At 68.5% G+C, this 23,391-nt stretch carries 23 protein-coding genes and 1 pseudogene; 14 read left to right on the top strand and 10 right to left on the bottom strand.

Going from position 1 to position 23,391, the window contains the following annotated elements; translation table 11 throughout:
- The first annotated feature begins 618 nt into the window (after nucleotides 1-618).
- From M5C96_RS01410 to pyk, 4 genes are all read left to right on the top strand, one after another.
- Nucleotides 619-882, top strand: coding sequence for a hypothetical protein (locus M5C96_RS01410; RefSeq protein WP_272566710.1), 264 nt, complete (start codon nucleotides 619-621; stop codon nucleotides 880-882).
- Nucleotides 879-1,370, top strand: a complete 492-nt coding sequence (locus tag M5C96_RS01415; RefSeq protein WP_272566712.1) for a hypothetical protein — start codon at nucleotides 879-881, stop codon at nucleotides 1,368-1,370. Before M5C96_RS01410 ends, M5C96_RS01415 begins: the two co-directional genes overlap by 4 nt.
- A complete protein-coding gene (locus tag M5C96_RS01420; RefSeq protein WP_272566713.1) occupies nucleotides 1,360-3,126 on the top strand; it encodes a hypothetical protein in 1,767 nt (588 codons plus the stop codon). The genes M5C96_RS01415 and M5C96_RS01420 overlap by 11 nt, the downstream gene beginning before the upstream one ends.
- A 205-nt stretch (nucleotides 3,127-3,331) precedes the next feature.
- A complete protein-coding gene (gene pyk, locus M5C96_RS01425) occupies nucleotides 3,332-4,768 on the top strand; it encodes a pyruvate kinase (RefSeq protein WP_272569875.1) in 1,437 nt (478 codons plus the stop codon).
- On the opposite strand, the gene M5C96_RS01430 is transcribed toward pyk, so the two are convergent.
- Together M5C96_RS01430 and M5C96_RS01435 are read right to left on the bottom strand one after the other, a co-directional pair.
- Entirely contained in the window at nucleotides 4,701-5,291 is a 591-nt protein-coding gene (locus M5C96_RS01430; RefSeq protein ID WP_272566714.1) for a phosphatase PAP2 family protein, read from the bottom strand. The genes pyk and M5C96_RS01430 overlap by 68 nt on opposite strands.
- Nucleotides 5,278-6,099, bottom strand: a complete 822-nt coding sequence (locus M5C96_RS01435) for a phosphatase PAP2 family protein (RefSeq protein WP_272566716.1) — start codon at nucleotides 6,097-6,099, stop codon at nucleotides 5,278-5,280. Before M5C96_RS01435 ends, M5C96_RS01430 begins: the two co-directional genes overlap by 14 nt.
- Nucleotides 6,100-6,195: 96 nt before the next feature.
- Here M5C96_RS01435 and M5C96_RS01440 point away from each other — a divergent pair, with 96 nt between their 5' ends.
- From M5C96_RS01440 to M5C96_RS01480, 9 genes are all read left to right on the top strand, one after another.
- Nucleotides 6,196-6,897, top strand: a complete 702-nt coding sequence (locus M5C96_RS01440) for a response regulator (protein WP_272566717.1) — start codon at nucleotides 6,196-6,198, stop codon at nucleotides 6,895-6,897.
- Between the two features lie 86 nt (nucleotides 6,898-6,983).
- On the top strand, nucleotides 6,984-8,312 hold the full coding sequence (locus M5C96_RS01445) for a histidine kinase dimerization/phospho-acceptor domain-containing protein (RefSeq protein ID WP_272569876.1): 1,329 nt from the start codon (nucleotides 6,984-6,986) through the stop codon (nucleotides 8,310-8,312).
- A 92-nt stretch (nucleotides 8,313-8,404) separates the two neighbouring features.
- On the top strand, nucleotides 8,405-9,469 hold the full coding sequence (fba, locus tag M5C96_RS01450) for a class II fructose-bisphosphate aldolase (RefSeq protein ID WP_272566720.1): 1,065 nt from the start codon (nucleotides 8,405-8,407) through the stop codon (nucleotides 9,467-9,469).
- A gap of 169 nt (nucleotides 9,470-9,638) precedes the next feature.
- Entirely contained in the window at nucleotides 9,639-10,754 is a 1,116-nt protein-coding gene (locus M5C96_RS01455; protein ID WP_272566722.1) for a Re/Si-specific NAD(P)(+) transhydrogenase subunit alpha, read from the top strand.
- A gap of 16 nt (nucleotides 10,755-10,770) precedes the next feature.
- On the top strand, nucleotides 10,771-11,517 hold the full coding sequence (locus tag M5C96_RS01460; RefSeq protein WP_272566723.1) for a hypothetical protein: 747 nt from the start codon (nucleotides 10,771-10,773) through the stop codon (nucleotides 11,515-11,517).
- Between the two features lie 78 nt (nucleotides 11,518-11,595).
- Nucleotides 11,596-11,940, top strand: coding sequence for an NAD(P) transhydrogenase subunit alpha (locus M5C96_RS01465; RefSeq protein WP_272566724.1), 345 nt, complete (start codon nucleotides 11,596-11,598; stop codon nucleotides 11,938-11,940).
- A complete protein-coding gene (locus M5C96_RS01470; protein ID WP_272566725.1) occupies nucleotides 11,937-13,427 on the top strand; it encodes an NAD(P)(+) transhydrogenase (Re/Si-specific) subunit beta in 1,491 nt (496 codons plus the stop codon). Before M5C96_RS01465 ends, M5C96_RS01470 begins: the two co-directional genes overlap by 4 nt.
- Before the next feature lie 144 nt (nucleotides 13,428-13,571).
- On the top strand, nucleotides 13,572-15,251 hold the full coding sequence (locus M5C96_RS01475; RefSeq protein ID WP_272566726.1) for a long-chain-fatty-acid--CoA ligase: 1,680 nt from the start codon (nucleotides 13,572-13,574) through the stop codon (nucleotides 15,249-15,251).
- A 67-nt stretch (nucleotides 15,252-15,318) separates the two neighbouring features.
- Nucleotides 15,319-16,080 carry a 5'-methylthioadenosine/adenosylhomocysteine nucleosidase gene (locus M5C96_RS01480; protein WP_272566727.1) on the top strand — a complete coding sequence of 254 codons (762 nt, stop codon included), beginning with the start codon at nucleotides 15,319-15,321 and terminating at the stop codon, nucleotides 16,078-16,080.
- A gap of 118 nt (nucleotides 16,081-16,198) precedes the next feature.
- Here M5C96_RS01480 and M5C96_RS01485 read toward each other — a convergent pair whose 3' ends face one another.
- The 8 genes and pseudogenes from M5C96_RS01485 to M5C96_RS01520 form a co-directional block, all read right to left on the bottom strand.
- Nucleotides 16,199-16,573 (bottom strand): RHO alpha subunit C-terminal catalytic domain-containing protein, encoded by a 375-nt coding sequence (locus M5C96_RS01485; RefSeq protein ID WP_272566728.1) that lies wholly within the window; start codon nucleotides 16,571-16,573, stop codon nucleotides 16,199-16,201.
- A 39-nt stretch (nucleotides 16,574-16,612) separates the two neighbouring features.
- Nucleotides 16,613-17,320, bottom strand: a complete 708-nt coding sequence (locus M5C96_RS01490; RefSeq protein ID WP_272563731.1) for an IS5 family transposase — start codon at nucleotides 17,318-17,320, stop codon at nucleotides 16,613-16,615.
- Nucleotides 17,321-17,358: 38 nt separating this feature from the next.
- Nucleotides 17,359-17,790: pseudogene (locus tag M5C96_RS01495) on the bottom strand (transposase); the annotation flags it as partial.
- Between the two features lie 298 nt (nucleotides 17,791-18,088).
- Entirely contained in the window at nucleotides 18,089-19,075 is a 987-nt protein-coding gene (corA, locus tag M5C96_RS01500) for a magnesium/cobalt transporter CorA (RefSeq protein WP_092742874.1), read from the bottom strand.
- Between the two features lie 232 nt (nucleotides 19,076-19,307).
- Entirely contained in the window at nucleotides 19,308-20,099 is a 792-nt protein-coding gene (locus M5C96_RS01505) for a uracil-DNA glycosylase family protein (protein WP_272566729.1), read from the bottom strand.
- Nucleotides 20,096-20,566 carry a ribosomal protein S18-alanine N-acetyltransferase gene (rimI, locus tag M5C96_RS01510; protein WP_272566730.1) on the bottom strand — a complete coding sequence of 157 codons (471 nt, stop codon included), beginning with the start codon at nucleotides 20,564-20,566 and terminating at the stop codon, nucleotides 20,096-20,098. The genes M5C96_RS01505 and rimI overlap by 4 nt, the downstream gene beginning before the upstream one ends.
- Nucleotides 20,563-21,291, bottom strand: coding sequence for a tRNA (adenosine(37)-N6)-threonylcarbamoyltransferase complex dimerization subunit type 1 TsaB (tsaB, locus tag M5C96_RS01515; RefSeq protein ID WP_272566732.1), 729 nt, complete (start codon nucleotides 21,289-21,291; stop codon nucleotides 20,563-20,565). Before tsaB ends, rimI begins: the two co-directional genes overlap by 4 nt.
- A 151-nt stretch (nucleotides 21,292-21,442) precedes the next feature.
- A complete protein-coding gene (locus tag M5C96_RS01520; protein WP_272566733.1) occupies nucleotides 21,443-21,751 on the bottom strand; it encodes a hypothetical protein in 309 nt (102 codons plus the stop codon).
- A gap of 174 nt (nucleotides 21,752-21,925) precedes the next feature.
- Here M5C96_RS01520 and dacB point away from each other — a divergent pair, with 174 nt between their 5' ends.
- Nucleotides 21,926-23,386, top strand: coding sequence for a D-alanyl-D-alanine carboxypeptidase/D-alanyl-D-alanine endopeptidase (dacB, locus tag M5C96_RS01525; protein ID WP_272566734.1), 1,461 nt, complete (start codon nucleotides 21,926-21,928; stop codon nucleotides 23,384-23,386).
- Nucleotides 23,387-23,391 lie beyond the last annotated feature (5 nt).

Here is a 23,391-nt window from a genome sequence, read left to right on the forward strand (position 1 = left end):
CTCGCGCGGTCTGGACACTGCCGATCGCGGCACCGTCGTCCCTGCAGGTTGTCTGGCTCACAGCGCACATTGTTACACAAATGAGAATATGTCTCATTTGCGTTAATGCATTGAGTGGAAGGATTCCACGCTGCGCGATGGCGCCTTGCAGCCTGCCGGAATCGGCCCCCGGCGGGGAGGCGCCACGACCCGGCGGGCCTGGCAAGGTTCAATGTCGCGCGTTCCTGTCAACTTTCCTTTTCGCAAACCGGTCAATCGCTTCGCTGGCTGAGGCATGCGGTGCCTTCGCACATTCAACGATGGAACGGCCGGCACATTTTCAGAGACGAGTGCCGGCTGGTGTAAAGGGCACCAAATCCGCATGTCGCGCGGAAATACATAAGCGATAACGGTTGAAAGAACGACGATGAAAAACGCAAAACCGAAGCCACCCGTGCGTGGCCCCGCACTGTCATCCCGGCGCAAGGCCTGTGCCAGGGACGCAGCCTTGCAACTGGGGGCCGACGCGGCCACTGCCCGTATTTTGGAGAAACGGGCGAAGCGAAAGTGGGGCCGTTCACGCTGCGCGTGGCACCCCTGAGCCATCGGGACAATGGCCCATGGGCCGCCATTGCCACGATGGCCCGGCCCGAGCAGATTCCCCCGGACACCTGGACCGACGCGTTGCTGTTCGCCAACGGCCATTCGATGCTGAGTGCCGACTGGGGCTATGGCCTGGAAGACAACGGCGATGCCGTGCTGGTGCGGCGGCTGGAGACACAGCAAGAAAGCGAGCAGATTCTTGCCGTGCAGCTCGGCGGTTTGCTGGCCATGTGCCAAGCCACTCGCGAGGGCGTGCTGGCACTGGGCGAGGCATCGCAGCGCAAAGGAGCTGTGCAATGAGCGCCGTTCTCACGCCCCGCCCGCAGACACCTGCTCCTGTGCAGGAACTGGAAGCGTCATCCCGCGTCCTGACGCTGGTCAGGGATACGGCCTTGTTCCTGGGCGCATCGCATGAGCAGGCAAAGCATGCCTCGCGCACCGGAACCATCGCCCTGGAAAGCCGCACCATTGCCTTGGTGCCCGCCGTGGACGAGGAGGCGCTCATCATGGCGGCTCCGTTGCCCGCCGACTGCCTGGACGATCCGACCCGGCGCGTGGCCGCGCTGCATGCCTCCACGCAGTGGATGCTCAGCGTTGGAGCCATCTTCGCCCGCGGTTTCGGGGGGCCGCAACTGCTGTGTCGGTGTCCACTCGGCAATGCTTCGGCGGAGGTTGTCGCCCGGCACCTTCTGCAACTTGCTGCACTGGCCAATGCCGTGCAGGCGTGCGGTCCTTGCGCGGTATCCGAAGCTTCTGGCGGCCTGAAGGAGCGCATCCATGGTCAATAAAACGAACACGTCAGGTTCGGCCACACCGATCCGCCCCACACTGTCCTCTGGGTCTCAGCCTCCCCAGTCCCGCTCCTCGGGCGCCAGCATTTCCGGACGCCTTCAGCACGCGTCGCTGACCGGCCGGCGAGGACTGTCCCAAGCGCATCCGCAGACGATGCCGCAGCGCCAGATGCTTCAAGACGGAGACTCCTTCTCCCTGCTGTCCAGTCCTACGCGCTCGGAATCCTTTCATACCCCTCTACCCGGAGGCAGCCATCGCTGGGATAGCAGCGAACCCGGGACTCCGAACGCCGGTGGTTTCGGTGAGGGAGCGGCGATAACCGGTTTTTCAACCGCCAACGTGTCGTTTCGGACCAGGGGCGAGATGCCGGCGCTGGAGGAACTCGTTGATATTCCGCTGGACCGGTTCCTGAGCGCCAGCCGCCGGGGCGATATGCCAGAGCTGCAGGAACACGAGGAGCCGGCGGTGCCTGAGCCGCAGAGCTGGAACGCGATGCTGCGGCAATTGGGCATCGGTGCTATGCAGAGCGGAGAAGCGGCTTTGCACCGGCTCGGGGACGTGGCCACGGCAGCCCGCACCGCAGTATCGGAATCCACCACGGCCCAGGCCATCGGCTCGATGCTGCCCAGCCAGCGTGTGATGGGTGCTGGAGCGGGCCATGCCATCCATCAGGCCGCAGGGGTGTACGCACCTACCTTTGTGCGCGAAATGATGGCGGAGTCCATGAAGATCGCGTTTCGCAACACACCGCCTTCCATGGTTCTGGGCATGCAGGTGGGTGTGGGGCTGCTCAACATCGGCATGGCCATCATGCGTGAGCGGCGCGAGGCACGCGATCCGGACACGGCCGCGCGGGGTTTTCACGCGATGACCGTGGAGCAATGGGCCGCGTGCTCGGAGCAGGAAAAGACACAACTGCGCCAGAAACAGCAGCGCATGTCGCGCATCGTGACGCTGGAGCAGATCGGCGCTTCCATGGTCTCGGCCGGGCTTTCACTGCATGGCACGATCACCGGCAATGTGGGAATGGCCGCAGACGTGCTTGCAGTGGACATCAAGACACTGGCGTATTCGTTCACGCGCGACTTCATCCAGGCGTCCTTCAGCATGGTCGGCATGCGCGATGAAACCTCTGGCGGCGTGAGCGGCAGCCATCTGAACTCGGCCAGCCTCTTCTACGGTATGGCCAATGCGGTGGGCAACAACGCTTGGTCCGAGCTTCCGATACTGGGAGGGGATACTTCCGCCGCACGTACCGTGCTGCTGGATGCAGCCAGCTCCAGCAGTGCAAGAAGCGCTGCATGGCGCGACATCGCCGGGGCGTCCGCCATCAAGGCGGCCATCAACTGGGCGGTGGAGACTGCAGACTGGATATCCGTCACCCAGCAGGAGGCGCTGCAGTCCGGGACGGTGCAGCAATGGAACCCTCGCCTCACGGGAACGGACTATGGACGATTGCTGGACCAGACGCCTGCGCGCATCACCGCCATCACCGCAGGAAATGCCATTTTCAACTTGCTGGGAAATGTGAGCCGCGGCGGCACGCGAGGGCAGCAGGACTTCTTGAGCAACTCCCTCGCCGGCATCCTGGCGGGGTTGCAGTACGCGGCCATCGGGGGGAGCTGGCAGGCAGAAGGCGCGGTACGTGCGGTCCGTCGGGAGGCCGAAGCCGAGGCCCTTGCCGCTGGCGGCGCACCCCAACAGGGACTGCGCCGGCGCCGCCCCCACCCAGAAGGCGACGCACAAGCCTGAGGCTTCGATGCCCGGGTGGGCGGTCCGCTCGGGAATCGTGGGCGGACCCCCAGGTCCGTGCCGCAGCGGGGTGCCCGCTGCAGTCCCTGCCAGCGCAGACCTGCTTTGGCCATGGCGCGCAGTCGGGGTCTGCCTGGAGGTGATGTAACCTCTTTTCATGCAAAATTGAAACCCGATTACATCCATGCAGAGAGACCGAACCGCCATGCAGATCCGCCGCGCCACCAAGATCGTTGCCACCCTCGGGCCCGCTTCCAGCGACCCGCAACTGCTGGAGCAGATGATCCGTGCCGGGGTCAATGTGGTGCGGCTGAACTTCAGCCACGGCAAGGCGCAGGACCACATCGACCGCGCCATCGCCGTGCGCGAGGCCGCGCAGCGCGCGGGCCGCGAGGTGGCCATCATGGCCGACCTGCAGGGTCCGAAGATCCGCGTGGGCAAGTTCGCCGAGGGCCGCGTGCAACTGCAGCAGGGCCAGTCCTTCATCCTCGACGCGTCGCGCACCGTGCCGGGCGACGACAACGGCGTGGGCCTCGATTACAAGGAGCTGCCGCGGGACGTGAAGGCGGGCGACGTGCTGCTGCTCAATGACGGCCTGATCGTGCTGGTGGTGAACGCCGTGCGCGGCGAAGAGGTACACACCACCGTCAAGATCGGTGGCGAGCTGTCCAACAACAAGGGCATCAACAAGCAGGGCGGGGGCCTCACCGCGCCGGCCCTCACTGCCAAGGACATGGAAGACATCCGCACCGCGATGAGCTTTCAGGCCGACTACGTGGCCGTGAGCTTCCCCAAGAACGCCACCGACATGGAAATGGCGCGCCAGCTGTGCAATGTGGCTGCAGCCGAGTACCGGCACAAGCCGGGCCTGATCGCCAAGATCGAGCGGGCCGAGGCCGTGCCGCGCCTGGAGGAGATCCTGCGCGTGTCTGACGGCATCATGGTGGCGCGGGGCGACCTCGCCGTGGAGGTGGGCAACGCGGCCGTTCCTGCGCTGCAAAAGAAGATGATCCGCATGGCGCGCGACATGGACAAGGTCGTCATCACCGCCACGCAGATGATGGAAAGCATGATCACCAACCCCGTGCCCACGCGCGCCGAGGTGAGCGACGTGGCCAACGCCGTGCTGGACGGCACCGATGCCGTGATGCTGAGCGCCGAGACCGCCGCGGGCAAGTACCCGCTGGAGACGGTGGAGGAGATGGCCAAGATCTGCGCCGCCGCCGAGGCGGCGGAAGACCCCGAACGCGATTCCGACTTCACCGGCCAGACGCTGGGCCGCATCGACCAGTCCATCGCCATGGGCGCGCTCTTCACCGCCCACCACCTGGGGGCCAAGGCCATCGTGGCCATGACGGAGAGCGGATCCACCGCGCTGTGGATGAGCCGCCACCGCATCCACATTCCCATCTACGCGCTCACCCCCAAGGTGGCCACGCAGCGCAAGATGGCCATGTACCGCAACGTGCGCCCGCTGCTCATGGACACCAGCGCCGACCGCGACACCGCGCTGGAGCAGGCCGAAGGCCGCCTCAAGAGCCGCAACATCGTGCAGCAGGGCGACCTGTACGCGATCACGTGCGGCGAGCCGATGGGCGCGCCGGGCGGAACCAATATGCTGAAGATCTGCCGCGCCAGCTGAGCGCGTGCCGCAGCAGGGCCCTGGCGAACAGGGCGCTCGCGCAGCCGGTCAGGGCCCCTGCCAGCACGTCCGCGGGAAAGTGCACGCCCAGGCAGACACGGCTCCACGCCACGGCCGCCGCCAACCCGAAGGCCAGCCATTGCCAGGGCGCGTGGCGCCGCCGGTGCAGCCCCAGGGCCAACCCCTGGGCCAGCGCGAACGCGCCGGTGGCATGCATGCTGGGAAAGCCCGCGCGGACGCCGTGCTCGATCCACTGCACGCCGAGGCCCAACTGCCCCGGGCGGGGCATGGGAACCCATGCTCGGACGCCGCGCGCGGCGCACCAGGCGACCACCACGGCCACCAGGCTCAGCATGAGTGCCTGGCGCAGCCGGGGGCTGCCAAAGGCCAGGCCCGCGGCCACCAGAAGCCCCGCAAGGATGGGGAACCCCTGCGACAGCCAGCGCGCGGCGGTCACGATGCCGGCCGGGGTCGCTGCCGTGGCGTTCACGGCCGTGAACAGGGCCAGTTCAATGGACAGCATGGGCGTCGGCCTCGGCGGGCAGCTGGCTGTCCAGTTCCGGGAAGTGCCGGTGCATCCACTGTCCCACGAGGTCGCAAAGCCAGCCCGTCATCCAGCAGAACCAGCCGGTCCACAGCGTGTGGCTGGTGAAGTGGGCGCCCCGTGCCTGCTGCGCCAGTCCCAGGACCACGCCGGCGGCCAGGGCGCCGGCCAGCCACCAGCGCGCGGCGCGCGGCGCCTTGTGGCGCAGGGCGAAATAGCCACCGAGGAATGCAAAGCCGGCCGAGGCATGTCCTGCCGGAAAGCAGTGGCCGCCACCGCCGTCCATGACGCCCAGGGCCCAATGCGAGGCGTAGCGCGCCACGCCGCCGAACTCCGACAGATCCCAGGGGCAACTGGTGGTGCTGCCCTGCTTGAGCAGCGCAATCACCCCCAGCGACAGCAGGGCGCTGATCGCCATCTGCACCCGCTCGCCATGGTCCAGCCGGCGCAGCACGCCCACCGGCCACCACACGCCGACAGCAAGCACCAGCACCAGCACCAGCACCAGCACCAGCACCAGCACCAGCACCAGCACCAGCACCAGCACCAGCACCAGCACCCAGCCCAGCCGCCGCGCGCCTTCGTGCAGGACGTGCACGAAAAGCCAATGGTCGCGCAAGGGAAAGCCATGGGCCGAGCTGAACAGGCGGGCCAGATCGAGGTCCAGGCCCGAGGTGTCCCAGGCCATGAGTGCGACCAGAATGGCCAGCGCCCAGGCCAGCGGTTGAAGCGGAGGGGCGGAGCGGGGCGCGGCAGGTGCGGCGCCGGGGGAGGCTGAAATCGGCATGGGGGCGGACGATAGGCAGCCGCTCTTAACGCCGTCTTAACGGGTCCGGACGGCTGGGGTCATGGAACGCCGCGCATCGCGGTGACAATCGCCTCCATGCGAATCCTCGTGGTCGAAGACGATGCAGGCATTGCCGACGGCCTGCGCACCAACCTGCACCAGCGCGGCTATGCGGTGGACGTGTGTTCCAGCGTGGCGGCCGCCTGGAGCGCCTTGCGCATGGAGCGGTTCGATGCCGTGCTGCTGGACCTGGGCCTGCCCGATGGCGATGGCGCCCAGCTGCTGCGCCGGTTGCGCCACAGCCCGCCCGGTGCCCCGGGCGCGCCCGCGCTGCCCGATCCGGCCATGCCGGTGCTGATCCTCACCGCCCGGGACCAGGTCCACCAGCGCATCGCAGGGCTGGACGAAGGCGCCGACGACTACCTGGCCAAGCCGTTCGACGTGGACGAACTGGAAGCCCGCCTGCGCGCCCTGCTGCGCCGGGCTGCGGGCCGGGCATCGCCCACCATCCGCCATGGTGACCTGGAGGTGGACCCCGCCGCGCGCACCGTGCGCCGGGCAGGGCAGCAGGTGGACATGTCCCCGCGCGAGTTTTCGGTGCTGCTGGTGCTGCTGGAGTCGCGCGGCTGGGTGCTGTCGCGCCAGCAGATCGAGGAAAGCCTCTACAACTGGCAAAGCGCCGTGGAGAGCAATGCGGTGGAAGTGCACATCCACCACCTGCGCCGCAAGCTCGGCAGCGGGCGCATCCAGACCATGCGCGGCGTGGGCTACTTCATGCCGCTGGAGGACACGCCATGAGCCGCGTCCTTCCGACCGACCCACCGATCCCCGAGCCCGCCGACACCGCCGCGACGCCCGTGCCACCTGTGCGCAGGGGTTCGCTCATGCGGCGCCTGCTGCTGTGGACGCTGGGCGCGCTGGTGGTCGTGTGGGGCACCTTCGTCGGGCTGGGCTACCAGACCGGGGTGCACGAGGCCGACGAGCTCACCGACGGACACCTGGCCAGCGTCGCCGCGCTGCTGCTCAATTTGCGCGCCTCCGATGGGGTCGAGCCGTCCCTGGCCACGCAGCGCGCGCCCACGCCCTGGCTCAAGGCGCACGACTACCAGCAATCGCTGAGCGTGGTGCTGTGGGGAGCGAACGGCCAGTTGCTGTCGCGCACGGGCAGCGCGCCGCTGCCGGCGTTCGACCTGCCGGACGGCTTCGCCGACCTGGAGCTGGGCGACCCGCCGGTGTCCTGGCGCGGGTTCTCGCAGTGGGATGCGGCCCACGACCGCAAGATCATGGTGCTGCTCAACCTGGACGAGCGCGACGACCTGGCCGACGACATCGCCGGCCAGATCATCGAGCCCGGGCTGTGGCTGCTGCCGGTGGTGGCGCTGGCGCTGGGCCTGGCGGTTCGGCGCGGGCTGCGGCCGCTGTACTCGCTGTCGGACGCCGTGGCCCGGCTGGACGTGGTGCGGGCCGAGCGGCTGGACGCCGGCAACGCCCCGCGCGAGCTCGACCCGATGGTCGTGTCCATCAACACCCTGCTGGACCGCCAGCAGGCGGCGCTGGCGCGCGAGCGGCGGCTGGCCAACGAGGTGGCGCACGAGCTGCGCACGCCGCTGTCGTCCATCGTGCTGCAGGCGCGGGCGCTGGACGGGGGGCTGTCGGCGCAGGAGCAGGCCCAGGCGCTGGCCCGCATCGGGCAGGATGCGCTGCGCGCCGGGCATGTGCTCAACCAGCTCCTCGCCCTGGCACGCGCCAGCCGCACCCAGCTGCACGAGGCGGCCGCGCCCGTCGATCTGGCCGAACTGGCGCGCCGCGTGAGCGCCGACTACGCCCAGGCCGCCTGGGCGCGCGAGGACAGCATCGCCGTCGCGGCGCCCGGCGCGCTGGTCTGGCACGGCAACGCGGTGCTGCTGGAGATCGCCCTGCGCAACCTGCTGGAAAACGCCCTCAAGCACACGCCCCACGGCACCCGCATCGAGGTGCAGCTGGGGCAGGCCGAACACGGCGGCCCCTGGCTGCAGGTGGTGGACGACGGCGCCCGGCACCATGACCAGGGCGCTGCGCCCGCACCGGTGGACAGCCTGCACCTGGGACACGAGATCGTCGCGCGCGTGGCGGAGGCGCACGGCGCACGCTTCGGCCCGGGCGCCGTACCGCCGCCATTCACCACCTGCTACCGTCTGGAATTCATGGATTCCCCGGCGGGGCCGACCGGATAAAATCGCCGGTTACGAAGCGGTTACCACCGCGGCCGACGGCCTTCCAGGGCCTGCGTGCCTTCCCCACTGCCCACCTTGAACGGACCCATCCCATGCCTCTCGTCTCGATGCGCGAACTACTCGACCATGCCGCCGAAAACCGCTACGGCATTCCCGCCTTCAACGTGAACAACCTGGAACAGGTCCAGGCCGTCATGGCCGCCGCCGACGAGACGGGCGCCCCGGTCATCCTGCAGGCCAGTGCCGGCGCCCGCAAGTACGCCGGCGAAGCCTTCATCAAGCACCTGATCCAGGCCGCCGTCGAGGCCTACCCCCACATTCCCCTGGTCATGCACCAGGACCACGGTCAGAACCCCGCCGTGTGCCAGGGCGCGATCGACCTGGGTTTTTCGTCCGTGATGATGGACGGCTCGCTCGAGGCCGACGGCAAGACCATCGCCAGCTACGAATACAACGTGGACGTGACGCGCAAGGTCGTGGACATGGCGCACAAGGTCGGCGTCACGGTCGAGGGCGAACTGGGCTGCCTGGGCTCGCTGGAGACCATGAAGGGCGACAAGGAAGACGGCCATGGCACCGACGCCACCATGACGCGCGAGCAACTGCTGACCGATCCCGAGCAGGCCGCCGACTTCGTCAAGCGCACCCAGCTCGACGCGCTGGCCATCGCCATCGGCACCAGCCACGGCGCCTACAAGTTCACGCGCAAGCCCACGGGCGACATCCTGGCCATCGACCGCATCCAGGAAATCCACCGCCGCATCCCCAACACCCACCTGGTGATGCACGGCAGCTCCAGCGTGCCGCAGGATCTGCTGGAGATCATTCGCCAGTACGGCGGCAACATGAAGGAAACCTACGGCGTGCCCGTCGAGGAAATCCAGAAGGCCATCCAGATCGGCGTGCGCAAGATCAACATCGACACCGACATCCGCCTAGCCATGACGGGCGCCGTGCGCAAGTTCCTGGCCGAGAACCCCGAAAAGTTCGACGCCCGCGAATGGCTCAAGCCCGCGCGCGAGGCCGCCAAGGCCATCTGCAAGCAGCGCTACATCGAGTTCGGCTGCGAAGGCCAGGCGCCCAAGATCAAGGGCCACAGCCTGCAGGTCGTGGCCGGCCAGTACGCCGCGGGCGCGCTGGCCCAGGTGGTGAACTGATTCCCTGCGCCGCGCGGGGGCGCTATCGCCTCCGCACGCCAAGGCCCGGCGCATTCGCGTGCGCCGGGCCTTCGTCATGGGGGCGTGCCGGTGCCGCGGAGCGCATCGGGTAAGCTCGGGCCCAGTGAGCGGAGATCGCCGAGCACACGCCAGCCGGGAGACAGACAACATGCAGATAGGTGTACCAGCCGAGTCCATGGTTGGAGAAACCCGGGTCGCCGCGACCCCGGAGACGGTCAAGAAGCTCAAGGCCCAGGGCCATGCGGTGCGCATCCAGGCGGGTGCGGGCGTGGCCGCCAGCGTGCCGGATGCCGCCTATGCCGCGGCCGGCGCCGAGATCGTGGACGCCGCCGGCGCCTGGGGCGCTGACCTGGTGCTCAAGGTCCGCTGCCCCACCGAATCCGAAACGCCCCTGCTGCGCCCCGGCGCCACGCTGGTCGGCATGCTCAACCCCTTCGATGCGACCGGCCTGCAGCGGCTGGCGCAGGCGGGCGTCACTGCCTACGCGCTGGAGGCTGCGCCCCGCACCACGCGCGCCCAGAGCATGGACGTGCTGTCTTCCCAGGCCAACATCGCCGGCTACAAGGCCGTGATGATCGCGGCCGACCGTTACCAGCGCTTCTTTCCCATGCTCATGACCGCCGCCGGCACGGTGAAGGCCGCGCGCGTGGTGGTGCTGGGCGTGGGCGTGGCCGGCCTGCAGGCCATCGCCACGGCCAAGCGGCTGGGCGCGGTGATCGAGGCCTCCGACGTGCGGCCCTCGGTCAAGGACCAGGTCGAATCGCTGGGCGCGAAGTTCATCGACGTGCCCTTCGAAACCGACGAAGAGAAAGAGGCCGCCCAGGGCTCCGGCGGCTATGCGCGCGCCATGCCGGCCAGCTGGCTGGAACGCCAGAAGGGTGAGGTAGCCAAGCGCGTGGCCCAGGCCGACGTGGTCATCACCACCGCCCTCATTCCCGGCCGGCCCGCGCCGGTGCTGGTGACCGAGGCGATGGTGCAGTCCATGAAGCCGGGCTCGGTGATCGTCGACATCGCCGCTCCCCAGGGCGGCAACTGCCCGCTGACCGAAGCCGGCCAGACCGTGGTGCGCCATGGCGTGACGCTGGTCGGCGAAACCAACCTGCCCGCGCTGGTGGCGGCCGATGCCTCGGCACTCTACGCGCGCAACCTGCTCGATTTCCTCAAGCTCATCATCCACCCCGAAGGGGCCCTGCACGTGGACCGGCAAGACGACATCGTCGCCGCCTGCCTCGTGGCCCATGAAGGCGCGGTCACCCGCGCATGACAAGACAAGCATTCCTGTGAAGACCCGGCTTTCATCCCTGCTCCCCCTGTCCCCCCGCCTTGGCGGCCCGCTGCTGGCCATCGCCTCGCTGCTCACCCTGGCCGCCTGCGCGCCCGTGCAGCCCGCGCTGCCGCACGTGGGCCGTGCGCAGCTGGAACTGCCGCCCGGCGACTGGGAGGTGCTCGGCCGCCGCGACGAGGTGATCGACGTGCTGCCCGACGACACCTCCGCCGACCTGCCCACGCAGATGACCGCCATGGGCCTGCGCGGTCCGGGCAAGGACCGGCCGCTGCTGGCCGTGCTGCTGGTGCAGACCAACAGCACCAACTACCCGCGCGACACCACGCTGTGGACGGCCCCGTGCCCCCAGCAGCAGGGCGTGTTCGTCGAGGACAAGGCCCAGGGCAGCCCCGCGCGCATCGACTGCCTGCGCTACAAGCGCCGCGCCGATACCGAGGACTACCTGGCCAAGAACCGCCCCGCCGTGGCGCAGTGGCTGTCCATGAACCAGGCGGCGCCCACCAAGCCGTACTCGCACGTGTTCTTCCGCTATGCCACCAACGGCGGCGCCATCGTCACCATCGATGCGCTGGTCGATCAGCGCCTGGTGCGCCCACCCACGCGCGACAACGAGGCCTTCCTGCGCGCCGGCCGTCCGGCGCTGGAGTGGGGCGACAAGATGGCGCAGGCCGCGCGGTTGAGCACCGCGATGATGGACGGCCGGCTGATCGTGCCGCCGTTCCCGATCGCCCCGCCGCAGTAGCCATTCCGTCGTTCCGCCGTTCAGCCAGTCGTCCGTTCCTTCGCCCCGTTCGCCCCTTCACCTTCAAGGAGTGCTGCCATGGATGCCGTTTCCCCCACGCTGATCAACCTGATCATCTTCGTGCTGGCCATCTATGTCGGCTACCACGTGGTGTGGACCGTGACCCCGGCGCTGCACACGCCGCTGATGGCGGTGACGAATGCGATCTCGGCCATCGTGATCGTCGGCGCCATGCTGGCCGCAGCCCTCACCGAGACCACCCTGGGCAAGACCATGGGCGTGCTCGCGGTGGCGCTGGCCGCGGTGAACGTGTTCGGCGGCTTCCTCGTCACGCGGCGCATGCTGGAGATGTTCCGCAAGAAGGAGCGCAAGCCCGCGTCCCCCGCTGCCGCCGGCACCGCTTCCGACAAGGCCGCGCCATGAGCATGAACCTCGTCACGCTGCTGTACCTGGTGGCCAGCGTCTGCTTCATCCAGGCGCTCAAGGGGCTCTCGCATCCCACCACCTCGATCCGGGGCAACCTGTTCGGCATGGCCGGCATGGCGATCGCCGTGCTCACCACCGCCGCGCTGATCTGGAGCGTCACGCGCGGCGCGCCCATGGGCCTGGCCTGGGTGCTGCTCGGGTTGCTCGTCGGGGGCGCTGCCGGCACGGTGATGGCCCAGCGGGTGGAGATGACCAAGATGCCCGAACTGGTCGCCTTCATGCACAGCATGATCGGCCTGGCCGCAGTTTTCATCGCCGTCGCCGCGGTGGCCGAGCCCTGGGCCTTCGGCATCGTGCCGCCCCCCGTGCCGGCCCTGGCCAGCGCCGCCACGCCCGAGGGCACCGTGCTGGTGGAAGGCTTCGCGCGGCTGCCGATCCCGTTCGGCAACCGGCTGGAGCTGTTCCTGGGCGCAGCCATCGGTGCCATCACCTTCAGCGGCTCGGTGATCGCCTTCGGCAAGCTGTCGGGCAAATACAAGTTCCGCTGGTTCCAGGGTGCGCCGGTGCAGTTCAAGGGCCAGCACCTGCTCAACCTCGTGCTGGGGCTGGCGACCGTCGGGCTCGGGCTGGTCTACATGGCCACCGAGAGCTGGACCGCCTTCTTCGCAATGCTGGCGCTGGCGTTCGTGATGGGCGTGCTCATCATCATTCCCATCGGCGGCGCGGACATGCCGGTGGTGGTCTCGATGCTCAACAGCTACTCGGGCTGGGCGGCGGCGGGCATCGGCTTCAGCCTGAACAACAGCATGCTCATCATCGCCGGATCGCTGGTGGGGAGCTCGGGCGCCATCCTGTCCTACATCATGTGCAAGGCGATGAACCGCTCGTTCTTCAACGTGATCCTGGGCGGGTTCGGCGGCGATGCGGCGGCGGCTTCGGCCGGCGGCGCGCAGGCGCAGCGCAGCGTCAAGAGCGGCAGCGCCGACGACGCCGCCTTCGTGCTGGGCAACGCCGAGACCGTGGTGATCGTGCCCGGCTACGGCCTGGCCGTGGCGCGCGCCCAGCATGCGGTCAAGGAGCTGGCCGCCAAGCTCGCCGAGAAGGGCATCACCGTCAAATACGCCATCCACCCGGTGGCCGGGCGCATGCCGGGCCACATGAACGTGCTGCTCGCCGAGGCCGAGGTGCCCTACGACCAGGTGTTCGAGATGGAAGACATCAACGGCGAATTCGGACAGGTGGACGTGGCGATCATCCTCGGCGCCAACGACGTGGTGAACCCCGCCGCGCACACCAAGGGCAGCCCCATCTACGGCATGCCCATCCTGGAGGCCTACAAGGCCAAGACCGTGATCGTGAACAAGCGCTCCATGGCGGCGGGCTATGCCGGCCTGGACAACGAGTTGTTCTACATGGACAAGACCATGATGGTCTTCGGCGACGCCAAGAAGGTCGTCGAGGACATCGGCAAGGCCATCGAATAGGCCCGCGCGCCCCTACGACGGCGCCCTCTTGGCGGCCGCTGCGGCGGAGGCGCACGGTTTAGGGAAACTACAGGCCCCTGGCGCCTTCGCCCGCGACGACAATGCGGGCTCCTTTTTGTAACAGCAGGTTTGGAGACACACAGCATGAATGACCGCCCGTGGCTTGCCGCCTACCCACCCGGGGTGCCGGCCGACATCGACCCGGCGCAGTACCCCTCGCTCATCGCCCTGATGGAAGAGGGCTTCGGCAAGTACGCTGACCGCGTGGCCTACAGTTACATGGGCAAGGATGTGAGCTTCGGTGAGACGGACGTGCAAAGCCGCCACATCGCGGCCTATCTCCAGGGCCTGGGGCTGGCCAGGGGCGACCGCGTGGCGGTCATGATGCCCAACGTGCCGCAGTACCCCGTGGCCGTGGCCGCCATCCTGCGCGCCGGTTTCGTGGTTGTGAACGTGAACCCGCTGTACACCCCGCGCGAACTGGAGCACCAGCTCAAGGACTCGGGCGCCAAGGCCATCGTCATCATCGAGAACTTCGCCGCCACGCTGCAGGCGTGCATCGGCGCCACGCAGGTCAAGCACGTCGTGCTGTGCGCCATGGGCGACCGCCTGGGTTTCCCCAAGGGCCTGATCGTCAACTACGTGGTGCGCAGCGTGAAGAAGCTCGTGCCGCCGTTCAACCTGCCCGGCGCGGTGCGCTTCAACGACGCCCTGTCGCAGGGCGCGCGCGGCACGCTCAAGGTTCCCGACCTGCGCCCCGACGACGTGGCCCTGCTGCAGTACACGGGCGGCACTACGGGCGTGAGCAAGGGCGCCGTGCTCCTGCACCGCAACATCATCGCCAACGTGCTGCAGGCCGAGGCCTGGAACGTTCCCGTGATGCAGACCGTGCCGGCCAACGAGCAGCCCACCACCGTGTGCGCGCTGCCGCTCTATCACATCTTCGCCTTCACGGTGAACATGATGATGAGCATGCGCACGGGCGCCAAGAACATCCTGCTGCCCAATCCCCGCGACCTGGCGGCGGTGCTCAAGGAGCTTTCGCGGCACACCTTCCACAGCTTCCCGGCCGTGAACACGCTGTTCAACGGCCTGGCCCACCACCCCGACTTCAACACCGTGAACTGGAAGAACCTCAAGGTGTCGGTGGGCGGCGGCATGGCCGTGCAGGGCGCGGTGGCCAAGCTCTGGCTGGAAAAGACCGGCTGCCCCATCTGCGAAGGCTACGGCCTGTCGGAGACCAGCCCCACGGTCGCCTGCAACCCGGCCACGGAAAAGGCGTTCACCGGCACCATCGGCGTGCCGATCTCCAGCACCTACATGAAGCTCATCGACGACGATGGCCGCGATGTGACCGAGCCGGGCGCGCGTGGCGAGATCGCCATCAAGGGCCCGCAGGTCATGGCCGGCTACTGGCAGCGGCCCGATGAGACCGCCAAGGTCATGACGGACGACGGCTACTTCAAGTCCGGCGACATCGGCGTGATCGACGAGCGCGGCTACTTCAAGATCGTGGACCGCAAGAAGGACATGGTGCTGGTGAGCGGCTTCAACGTCTACCCCAACGAGGTCGAGGACGTGGTGGCCACGCTGCCCGGCGTGCTCGAATGCGCGGTGGTGGGCGTACCCGACGAGAAGACGGGCGAAGCCGTCAAGCTGGTCATCGTCAAGCGCGGCACCGACCTCACCGAGGCGCAGGTGCGCGAGTTCTGCAAGGCCAACCTCACCGGCTACAAGCAGCCCCGTGTGATCGAGTTCCGCGAATCGCTGCCCAAGACCCCGGTGGGCAAGATCCTGCGCCGCGAGCTGCGCGACAAGCGCTAGTGCGGCCCGTCCCGTCCTGGCCCCGGGCCACCCCGGCGCCGGCGCAACCGCTGGGGGCGTTGCGGCCGTGACGACCGCCATCCTCAGCGCCCTGGCCGAAGAGCAGCAGGGCCTCATCGACGCGCTCACCCGGGGGCGGCGCACCCTGCATGCCGGCCGCACGTTCTGGAGCGGCGGCCTGCACGGGCGCGAGGTGGTGCTGGCGCTATCGGGCATCGGCAAGGTCGCGGCGGCCACCACCGCCACCGCGCTGATCGAGCGCTTCGGCGCGGCGCGCGTGGTGTTCACCGGCGTGGCCGGCGGCCTGGGCGCGGACGTGCAGGTGGGCGACGTGGTCGTGGCGCACGACTTCCTGCAGCACGACATGGACGCCTCGCCCCTGTTCCCCCGCTGGGAGTTGCCCGGCTACGGCCGCACCCGGCTGCCGTGCGATGAAGCGCTGGCCGACCGGCTAGCCGATGCCGCCGGCGAATGCCTGGCCGGTGGCGCAGCCGCGCTGCTGGACGGCGCCGGACTGCCGCCGCCCCTGCGCGCTCCGCGTGTGCACCGGGGCCTGATCGCAAGCGGCGACCGCTTCGTGTCGACCGTGCAGGAATCGCAGGCGCTGCGCGACGCGTTCACCGCCGCCGGCCATGCGGTGCTGGCGGTGGAGATGGAGGGCGCCGCCGTGGCCCAGGTCTGCAGCGACTACGGCGTGCCCTTTGCCGCCGTCCGCACCGTCTCCGACCGTGCGGACGACGCCGCGCACGTGGACTTCCCCCGCTTCGTTCAGACCGTGGCCAGCCGGTATGCCGATGGCATCATCGGGCGATTTCTAGATGCGCTATAAAAATAGTAGCTGCATGCCCTAGTGGTTATTACGCTGGAGGGCTGTTTGGCTTTTGGGTGGTTTTCGGAAAGGTAAGCGTTCGTCTCGGCAGGTGTTGTGGACCTGCCGCCTTGGGGTTTTATCGATCCATCCATTGGCGATAGATTTCCTGGAAGCGTCGAACGAGGCGCTCGCCGGGTTGCAGAACGCCCTTCATGCGTGAGGGCCTGGACGACAGCCCGCGTTGCACTGCCTCACAGATGGCTTGGTCTTCCGCAAAGAGCTTTTCCGCGTAGGCGGTGTGCCAAGGATCCACGATTTCCAGCATCGCCATTTCAGCCCGAGTGAGGTCAGGAACCTCAAAGCTGAAGAGGCGGGCGAACATCCTGCAACTGCCAGTCCCTGTCGGCTGGTAATCCATGATGGCAAGCTGCTGGTTGTCGGTGTATCCAATGGTCGTGGCAGGAAAGATCACGTGATGCCGATAGCCATCCGGGTAGGCTTTGTTGCACAAACCGAATCGAGCGCGTTATGACCCCAGCCCCAGGCGCACTCATGCCACAGCCGCCACCGCGACGGTTTCAGGCCGTCCAAGCTGGCTGAACCGGTTCAGCAGCGCAACTCGGACATGCAGCTCAACCACCTGACGCTCAAACGTTCGTGCCATGACCCGCTCGCCCAAGCGCTTGAAGCAGTGCATCTTGGTCATTTGCGCCAGCAACTGCGGCAGCATGGGCGCATCTCCAATGGCGTTGCTGGTGACCTCGATGGCCCGGATCTCCAGTGTCTGAGCATCGATGCCCAAATGAACCTTACGCCATTCGCGCCGGTATTCGGCCCCGTGCCTTTTGCGCTTGCATTCACCTTCTCCCAGGAACTTAATGCCTGTGCTGTCCACCAGCAGGTGCAGCGGTGAGCTCCTCGGCTGGTAGTTCAGTTGGACTTGCAGATCCTTTTGGCGCCGACAGACCGTGCTGAAGTCAGGGACCGGCCAGTTCACCCCAGCCAGCTTGAGCAGGCTTTGGACCATGCCAAGCGCTTGGCGAAGGGGCTGACCAAACAGGCACTTGATGCTCAGACAGAACTGGATCGCGGCATCCGAGAACGTTTGGTTGCGACCGCGTTTGCCTTTGGGCTCAGCCAGCCACTGCATCCCCCTATCCAGCCACATCGTCAGCGATCCACGGGCCTTCAATGCCGCGTTGTACTGTGCCCAGTTTGTCGTGCGGTAGCGGGTCCGCATCTTCTTGCCTTCACTCATCTGGTCAGACTACCAGCGAGCTGCATCGCTTTGTGCAACAAAGCCGTGGCATCCACCACCGTGCCGCTCTTGAGCATCACGCTCTTGGCGCTGAGCAGATCGTTGATGGTCTGCAGGATTTGCGCAGCCAATTTGTGCTTCTCCAGCACATGCCGGAACCGAAGGATCGTGCTCTCGTCGGGCAGCCGCTCGTCCCAGCCTTCCAGGCCCGCGAACTCGCGGAATACCGGCATGTCGTGCAGCGCTTCTTCCATCGCCGGGTCGCTCAGCGCGAACCACTGCTGCATGAAATGGATACACAACATGGTCTCGCACGGGAACGGAGGACGCCCCCGCTTGCCTTCGGGTAGGTACGGCGACACCAGGGCCACCAGTTCGGCCCACGGTACGACCTTCTCCATCTCATCCAGGAATTCCCGCCGCCGCGTTCGCTTCGCCGTCATTCCCAAGCCCAGGCTGTGCTGCTTCATGTGACGTATCGTCTCAGGGCTTCATCTCCATGCCAAGCATGTCGTGGGGCGATTTATGCAGACCTTCCTTAGGTCACTTAGCATCGTCCTTCATGAAACGCAATATAGGGTTGCTTGATGCTATGAAAATAGTAGCTGCATGCCTTAGTGTTTATTGTGCTTAAGGCCAATTCGACGCAGCACAGTCAACGCCTATCAGCATCGCGCGTCTTCAGTCCAGCAGACGCCGTGGAACCGGCTCCGCCGGGCCACTGGCGTCGTCCCCCTGGGGGGAAGCCGCGCAGCGGCTCAGGGGGGGTCACTTCAACCAGCCGCGCTTTCGGAAGTACCACATGGGGCCCAGGGCGCTGGCCACCATCAGCGCCAGCGCATAGGGGTAGCCCAGCGACCAGTCCAGCTCGGGCATGAACTTGAAGTTCATGCCGTAGACGCTGGCGATCAGCGTCGGCGGCAGCAAGGCGACGCTGGCGACCGAGAAGATCTTGATGATCTTGTTCTGGTTGATGTTGATGAAGCCGACCGTGGCGTCCATCAGGAAGTTGATCTTGTCGAACAGGAACGCCGTGTGGTTATCGAGCGATTCGATGTCGCGCAGGATCTGGCGCGCCTCCTCGAACTGCTCGGCGTTGAGCATCTTGCTGCGCATCATGAAGCTCACGGCGCGGCGCGTGTCCATCACGTTGCGGCGGATGCGGCCGTTCAGGTCCTCCTGGCGGGCGATGGCGGCCAGCACCTCGCCGGCGCGGGCGTCGGTCACGTCGCCGGCCAGGACCTGCACGCTGACCTTCTTCAGGTCGTCGTAGATGCCTTCGAGCGTGTCGGCGGAGTATTCGGCGTCGGCGTCGAAGAGCTTGAGCAGCACCTCCTTCGCATCCTCGATCAGGCCCGGCGCCCGGCGCGCGCGCATGCGCAGCAGGCGGAAGACCGGCACGTCTTCGTCGTGGATGGAAAAGAGCACGCCCTTGCTCTTGAGCGTGTCGTTGACGAGGTTCAGGATGAAGGCCACGCGCACCGAGCGCGGGTCGTCTTCGTCGTCGATGAGAAAGTCGCTGCGGATGTGCAGCTCGCCGTTGTCTTCTTCATAGAAGCGGGCGGATTCCTCGATGTCCTCGTCCATGGCGTCTTCAGGGATGAAGAGGCCGTAGTGCTGCTTGACCCAGCGCTTTTCTTCGAGGGTGGGCGACTCCAGGTCGACCCAGATCGGCTGGAACTGCGCCAGCTCTTCCAGGGATTCGATTTCTTCCTGGACGAGCCGGCCGTTGGCGAGCGTGAAAATGTTGAGCATGTGGGCTCACTCCCGGTGTGTGATGGGCTTTTCTGCGAGGGATGGGGCGGCTTTCAACCCTCGGCAGGCCGGGAGCTGAAAGCTACCAACTGGGGTAGGTTTCCACGGAGGAATCTCCAAAAATGCAAGCCGCGGATTATGGCATTGCGCTGCGTCAATCCCATGACACCCGCCGAGGCCCGGCGGGGCCTGGCAGTCCGTGCGCGCAGTGCCGGGAAGGCTTTGTTTTCCGTCAGTCCGCCTCGGGCGCCGGGTTGCCCGCCGCCCGCACCGTGGCGAGGGCGCGGCACAGGTCGGCCCAGGCGGCGGCCTTGGCCTCGGGGGCGCGCAGCAGGTAGGCCGGGTCGTAGGTGACGATGGCCGGCGTGCCGCCGGGCAGGGCGTGCAGGCCGGCGCGCAGCCGGCCCAGGGGTTCGCGGCTCTCCAGCACGGCGCGGGCCGCACCCAGGCCGAGCACCAGCACCATCGACGGGCGCAGGGTGGCCAGCGCCTCGTGCAGCGCGTGCGCGATGCCGGCATCGCCGGGGCCCACGGCGCCGGTGCGCTGCACGGCGGCGAAGAACACCCGGGGATGGCGGTGCAGGCGCATGGCGCGCAGCATGTTGTCCAGCAGCTTGCCGGCGTCGCCGGTGAGCGGGGCGTCGGGCGTGGCACTTTCGGCCAGCACCAGCCAGCCGGCACCCAGGTCCACCGGCGTGGCCGACGGGTCGGCCAGCGGGTACAGCGGCTGCGGCGCCTGCAGGGCCGCGGCGGTGCCCGCGGCCTCGTCGCGCGTCGGGGGCAACGCTGCGGGCGCAGGCACCGAGGCCGGGCGGGCCACGGCAGGGGCCGAGGCCTGCGGCGCCGGCGCCATCCGGGGCGCGGCCGGCACGGCGGAGGAGGGGGGAGCTCCAACGGATTCGGCCGCCGGGGCCGCGGCCACGACGGGCTCCGGCACGGCCGGGGGGGCGGCTGCCGGCGCCCACACGGTGATGCCCATCTCGGCCAGCATGGCGCGCTGGCGTGCGTCCAGGTCCAGGCTCATAGTGGCAGGCTCATCACGACGGCATCCTCGCGTTCGCCGCCGTGGGCGGGGTAGTAGCGCTTGCGTTCGCCCACGAAGCGAAAGCCCCGGGCTTCGTAGATCGACCGTGCCCGCGCATTGCTCACGCGCACTTCCAGCCACAGCCATTGCGCGTTGCAGCCGCGCGCCCACAGGGCCAGCGCATCCAGCAGCAGCCGGGCCCAGCCCTGGCGCTGGTGGGCGGGTGCCACGGTCAGGTTGAGCAGGTGCACTTCGTCCACGCCTTTCATGGCCACGAAGTAGCCGATCAGTTCATCGCCGGCCATCAGCAGCTGGGTTTCGTAGCCGGCCGCCATGGCATCGATGAAGTTGCCGCGCGTCCAGGGGTGCGTGTAGGCGACCTGTTCGATCGCCAGCAGCGCATCCAGCCGCGCGAGCGTGAGCGGCTCGAACCGGGCTTCTTCGGGGGGGTGGGGAACGGCGCTCATGGGGCACTCAGAATGGGAGGCAGGGCGGCTGCGGCCGCCTGCCTGGCCGCCAGGCGCTCCGCCGTGGTTTGCGCCACTTTATCGCGCACGTACAGCGGCAGGGCTTCGCTGGCCGGTTGCGCGCCCCCCGCAGCGATGCGCGCGGGAGCCAGGTGCAGCAGGGCGAGGGCGGTCGGCAGGGCGAACACGTGGGGGGCGTCGGGTGCGAGCCGCTCGCCATGGGCCGCGCGGGCATTGCCGGCCACGGTGTAGCCGGGCGGCACGGCCACGGACTGCGGCGCGCACAGGCCGAAATCGTCGCCCCCGCGCCAGGTGCCGTCGGCCTGGAATTCGAAGAGCGCGGTGTAGACCTCGTCCATGCGGGCGTCGAGCACCGCCACCACGCGCGTGCAGCCGTGGGCATGGCGGGCCGCCTCGGCCATGGCCAGCAGGGTGTCGATCGGCAGCACGGGCACGCCCGCACCGCCGCGCGCACCGAAAGCCAGTCCCTGCGCCACCGAGCACGCCGTGCGCAGGCCGGTGAACGAGCCCGGGCCGCGCCCGAAGACCACGGCATCCAGCGTGTCGAACGACAGGCCGGCCTCGGCCAGCAACGCCCGGATCGCCGGCAGCAGCGTGGCAGATGCCTGCGCGCCGCCGGGCCCGCTGTGCTCCCAGGTCGCATCGGCGCGCTGTACGGCGATGGACAGGGTGTCGGTACTGGTGTCGAAGGCGAGCAGGTTCATGGGGTGAGGGTGGATGGCCCGCCCGAAGCGCCGGGTCTGCGAAACCGCAGCCGTGCGCCGCACCCGGTGCTGGAGAGCCGGTGCGCATTATCGGCGCCCCGGCCGGCGGCTGCCGTCCCGCCGCGCGCAACCCCTGCGCGCGGTGCCGGCGTCAGGCGGCCGCGGCTTCCAGCGCCGCCGGCTGGGCCAGGGCGTCGCCCTCGCCGGCCAGCAGGCCCAGGGGGGCGTCGGGGGCGGGCTTGTCGCAGGGCTGGGCGGCCACACGGGTGGCGATGTCGCGCGCCGCGGGCGAAAAATACAGCCAGAGGTTGTCGCTGGCGAGGTCGTAGCTGGAGAAAAGGGCGCGTCCCGAGCCGGGAGGCGTCATCAGGAACTTCGCCATGAAGATCTGCTGGATCTGGCGCGCGGGCTCGAACGCGTCCTGGTCATTGCCGAGAGCCAATTTGTACCAAATGCTCACAGTTGCCTTTCTTCCCGGAGGCCGGGACTTCAAGATGGAGGCCATCCTAGGGTGAACCCGCAGGCCGCTGGCCCTCCCCGCAAGCGCATCGATTTGTAGGACGAAGGCCGATCCTCAGCCGCCGGCAGCGCGCCAGGGGGGCGCCGCCGGCGTGCATCGCTAGACTCGTCCGCCATGTTGCAAGTCTTTTCATGGCGCCGGCGTCTGGCCGTGCGCGCGGCCACGCTCGTGGCATTCGCGGGGGCGGCGCTGCCGGCCCTGGCCCAGTCTCCCGCCACGCCCGAGGCCGCCGCCCTGCCGCCCGCAGTCGAGGCCGCCCTGCAGCGCGCCAAGCTGCCGCGCGAGGCCCTGTCGGTGCTGGTGGTGGATGCGGAGGGCCGGCAGGCGCCCCGGCTCGCCTACCGCGCGCAGGTGCCGGTCAATCCCGCCTCGGTCATGAAGCTGGTCACCACCTATGCCGCGCTGGACCAGCTGGGGCCGGCCTTCACCTGGGACACGCCGGTGTACCTGGACGCCCGCCCCCGGTCGGGCAGCCTGCAGGGCAACGTGTACATCAAGGGGCAGGGCGACCCCAAGCTCGTGGTGGAGCGCCTGTGGCTGCTGATGCGGCGCCTGCAGGCGCAGGGCATCCAGGTGATCGTCGGCGACATCGTGCTGGACCGCAGCGCCTTCGACGTGCCCGACCACGATGCCGCGCGCTTCGACGGCGAGCCCCTGCGCCCCTACAACGCCGCGCCGGACGCGCTGCTGGTCAACTACAAGTCGATCGCCATGACCTTCGTGCCCGATGGCCCGGCCGGGCTGGCGCGCGTGCAGTACGAGCCGCCGCTGGCCGGCGTGCAGTGGCCCGCCACCGTGCCGCTCGCGGCGGCGGGCGCGGAGTGCGGCGACTGGCGCACGGCCCTCAAGGCCGAGCTGGCCGACCCCGCCCGCATCGCCTTCCAGGGTGTGTACCCGGCGGCCTGCGGCGAGCGCACCTGGGCGGTGGCGCCGGCCGATCCCGCCGGCTACGCGGCGCGCGCCATCGAAGGCATGTGGCGCGACCTGGGCGGCAAGCTCACCGGCAGCGTGCGCGACGGGCGGGTGCCCGCCGGCCTGGCCCCGGCCTTCAGCACGTCCTCGCCCGCGCTGGCCGAGGTGGTGCGCGACATCAACAAGTACAGCAACAACGTGATGACGCAGCAGGTGTTCCTCACGCTGGCGCTGCAAAAGAATGGCCGCGGCACCTTCGACGGTGCGCGCACCGTGGTCGGACAGTGGTGGCGCCAGCGCTTTCCCGGCACGGAGGCGCCCGTGCTGGACAACGGCGCGGGCCTGAGCCGCGAGGCGCGCATCAGCGCCCAGGCCCTGGCGCGCATGCTGCAGGCGGCATGGCTCTCGCCTGTCATGCCCGAGCTGGTGTCGTCGCTGCCGATCACCGGCGTGGACGGCACCCTGCGCCGGGCCCAGGGACGGTCGGTGGGCGCGGCCCACCTCAAGACCGGCAGCCTGCGCGACGTCTCGGCCATGGCCGGCTTCGTGCACGCCGCCAGCGGCCGCCGCTACGTGATGGTGGCCATCGCCAACCACCCGAACGCGGCCGCGGCGCGCCCGGCCATCGAGGCCCTGGTCGATTGGGTGGCCCATGACCGCTGAGGCGC

Source organism: Acidovorax sp. GBBC 1281, from assembly GCF_028473645.1.
GTDB lineage: Bacteria > Pseudomonadota > Gammaproteobacteria > Burkholderiales > Burkholderiaceae_C > Paracidovorax.

Excerpts from the sequence above, each read along its gene's own strand:
- M5C96_RS01440 (WP_272566717.1), top strand. The coding sequence starts at position 6,196 with ATGCGAATCCTCGTGGTCGAAGACGATGCAGGCATTGCCGACGGCCTG.
- M5C96_RS01490 (WP_272563731.1), bottom strand. The coding sequence starts at position 17,320 with ATGAGTGAAGGCAAGAAGATGCGGACCCGCTACCGCACGACAAACTGG.
- M5C96_RS01435 (WP_272566716.1), bottom strand. The coding sequence starts at position 6,099 with ATGCCGATTTCAGCCTCCCCCGGCGCCGCACCTGCCGCGCCCCGCTCC.
- M5C96_RS01465 (WP_272566724.1), top strand. The coding sequence starts at position 11,596 with ATGGATGCCGTTTCCCCCACGCTGATCAACCTGATCATCTTCGTGCTG.
- dacB (WP_272566734.1), top strand. The coding sequence starts at position 21,926 with ATGTTGCAAGTCTTTTCATGGCGCCGGCGTCTGGCCGTGCGCGCGGCC.
- tsaB (WP_272566732.1), bottom strand. The coding sequence starts at position 21,291 with ATGAACCTGCTCGCCTTCGACACCAGTACCGACACCCTGTCCATCGCC.
- M5C96_RS01415 (WP_272566712.1), top strand. The coding sequence starts at position 879 with ATGAGCGCCGTTCTCACGCCCCGCCCGCAGACACCTGCTCCTGTGCAG.
- rimI (WP_272566730.1), bottom strand. The coding sequence starts at position 20,566 with ATGAGCGCCGTTCCCCACCCCCCCGAAGAAGCCCGGTTCGAGCCGCTC.
- M5C96_RS01475 (WP_272566726.1), top strand. The coding sequence starts at position 13,572 with ATGAATGACCGCCCGTGGCTTGCCGCCTACCCACCCGGGGTGCCGGCC.
- M5C96_RS01410 (WP_272566710.1), top strand. The coding sequence starts at position 619 with ATGGCCCGGCCCGAGCAGATTCCCCCGGACACCTGGACCGACGCGTTG.
- M5C96_RS01470 (WP_272566725.1), top strand. The coding sequence starts at position 11,937 with ATGAGCATGAACCTCGTCACGCTGCTGTACCTGGTGGCCAGCGTCTGC.
- M5C96_RS01445 (WP_272569876.1), top strand. The coding sequence starts at position 6,984 with ATGCGGCGCCTGCTGCTGTGGACGCTGGGCGCGCTGGTGGTCGTGTGG.
- M5C96_RS01430 (WP_272566714.1), bottom strand. The coding sequence starts at position 5,291 with ATGCTGTCCATTGAACTGGCCCTGTTCACGGCCGTGAACGCCACGGCA.
- M5C96_RS01455 (WP_272566722.1), top strand. The coding sequence starts at position 9,639 with ATGCAGATAGGTGTACCAGCCGAGTCCATGGTTGGAGAAACCCGGGTC.
- corA (WP_092742874.1), bottom strand. The coding sequence starts at position 19,075 with ATGCTCAACATTTTCACGCTCGCCAACGGCCGGCTCGTCCAGGAAGAA.
- fba (WP_272566720.1), top strand. The coding sequence starts at position 8,405 with ATGCCTCTCGTCTCGATGCGCGAACTACTCGACCATGCCGCCGAAAAC.
- pyk (WP_272569875.1), top strand. The coding sequence starts at position 3,332 with ATGCAGATCCGCCGCGCCACCAAGATCGTTGCCACCCTCGGGCCCGCT.
- M5C96_RS01420 (WP_272566713.1), top strand. The coding sequence starts at position 1,360 with ATGGTCAATAAAACGAACACGTCAGGTTCGGCCACACCGATCCGCCCC.
- M5C96_RS01505 (WP_272566729.1), bottom strand. The coding sequence starts at position 20,099 with ATGAGCCTGGACCTGGACGCACGCCAGCGCGCCATGCTGGCCGAGATG.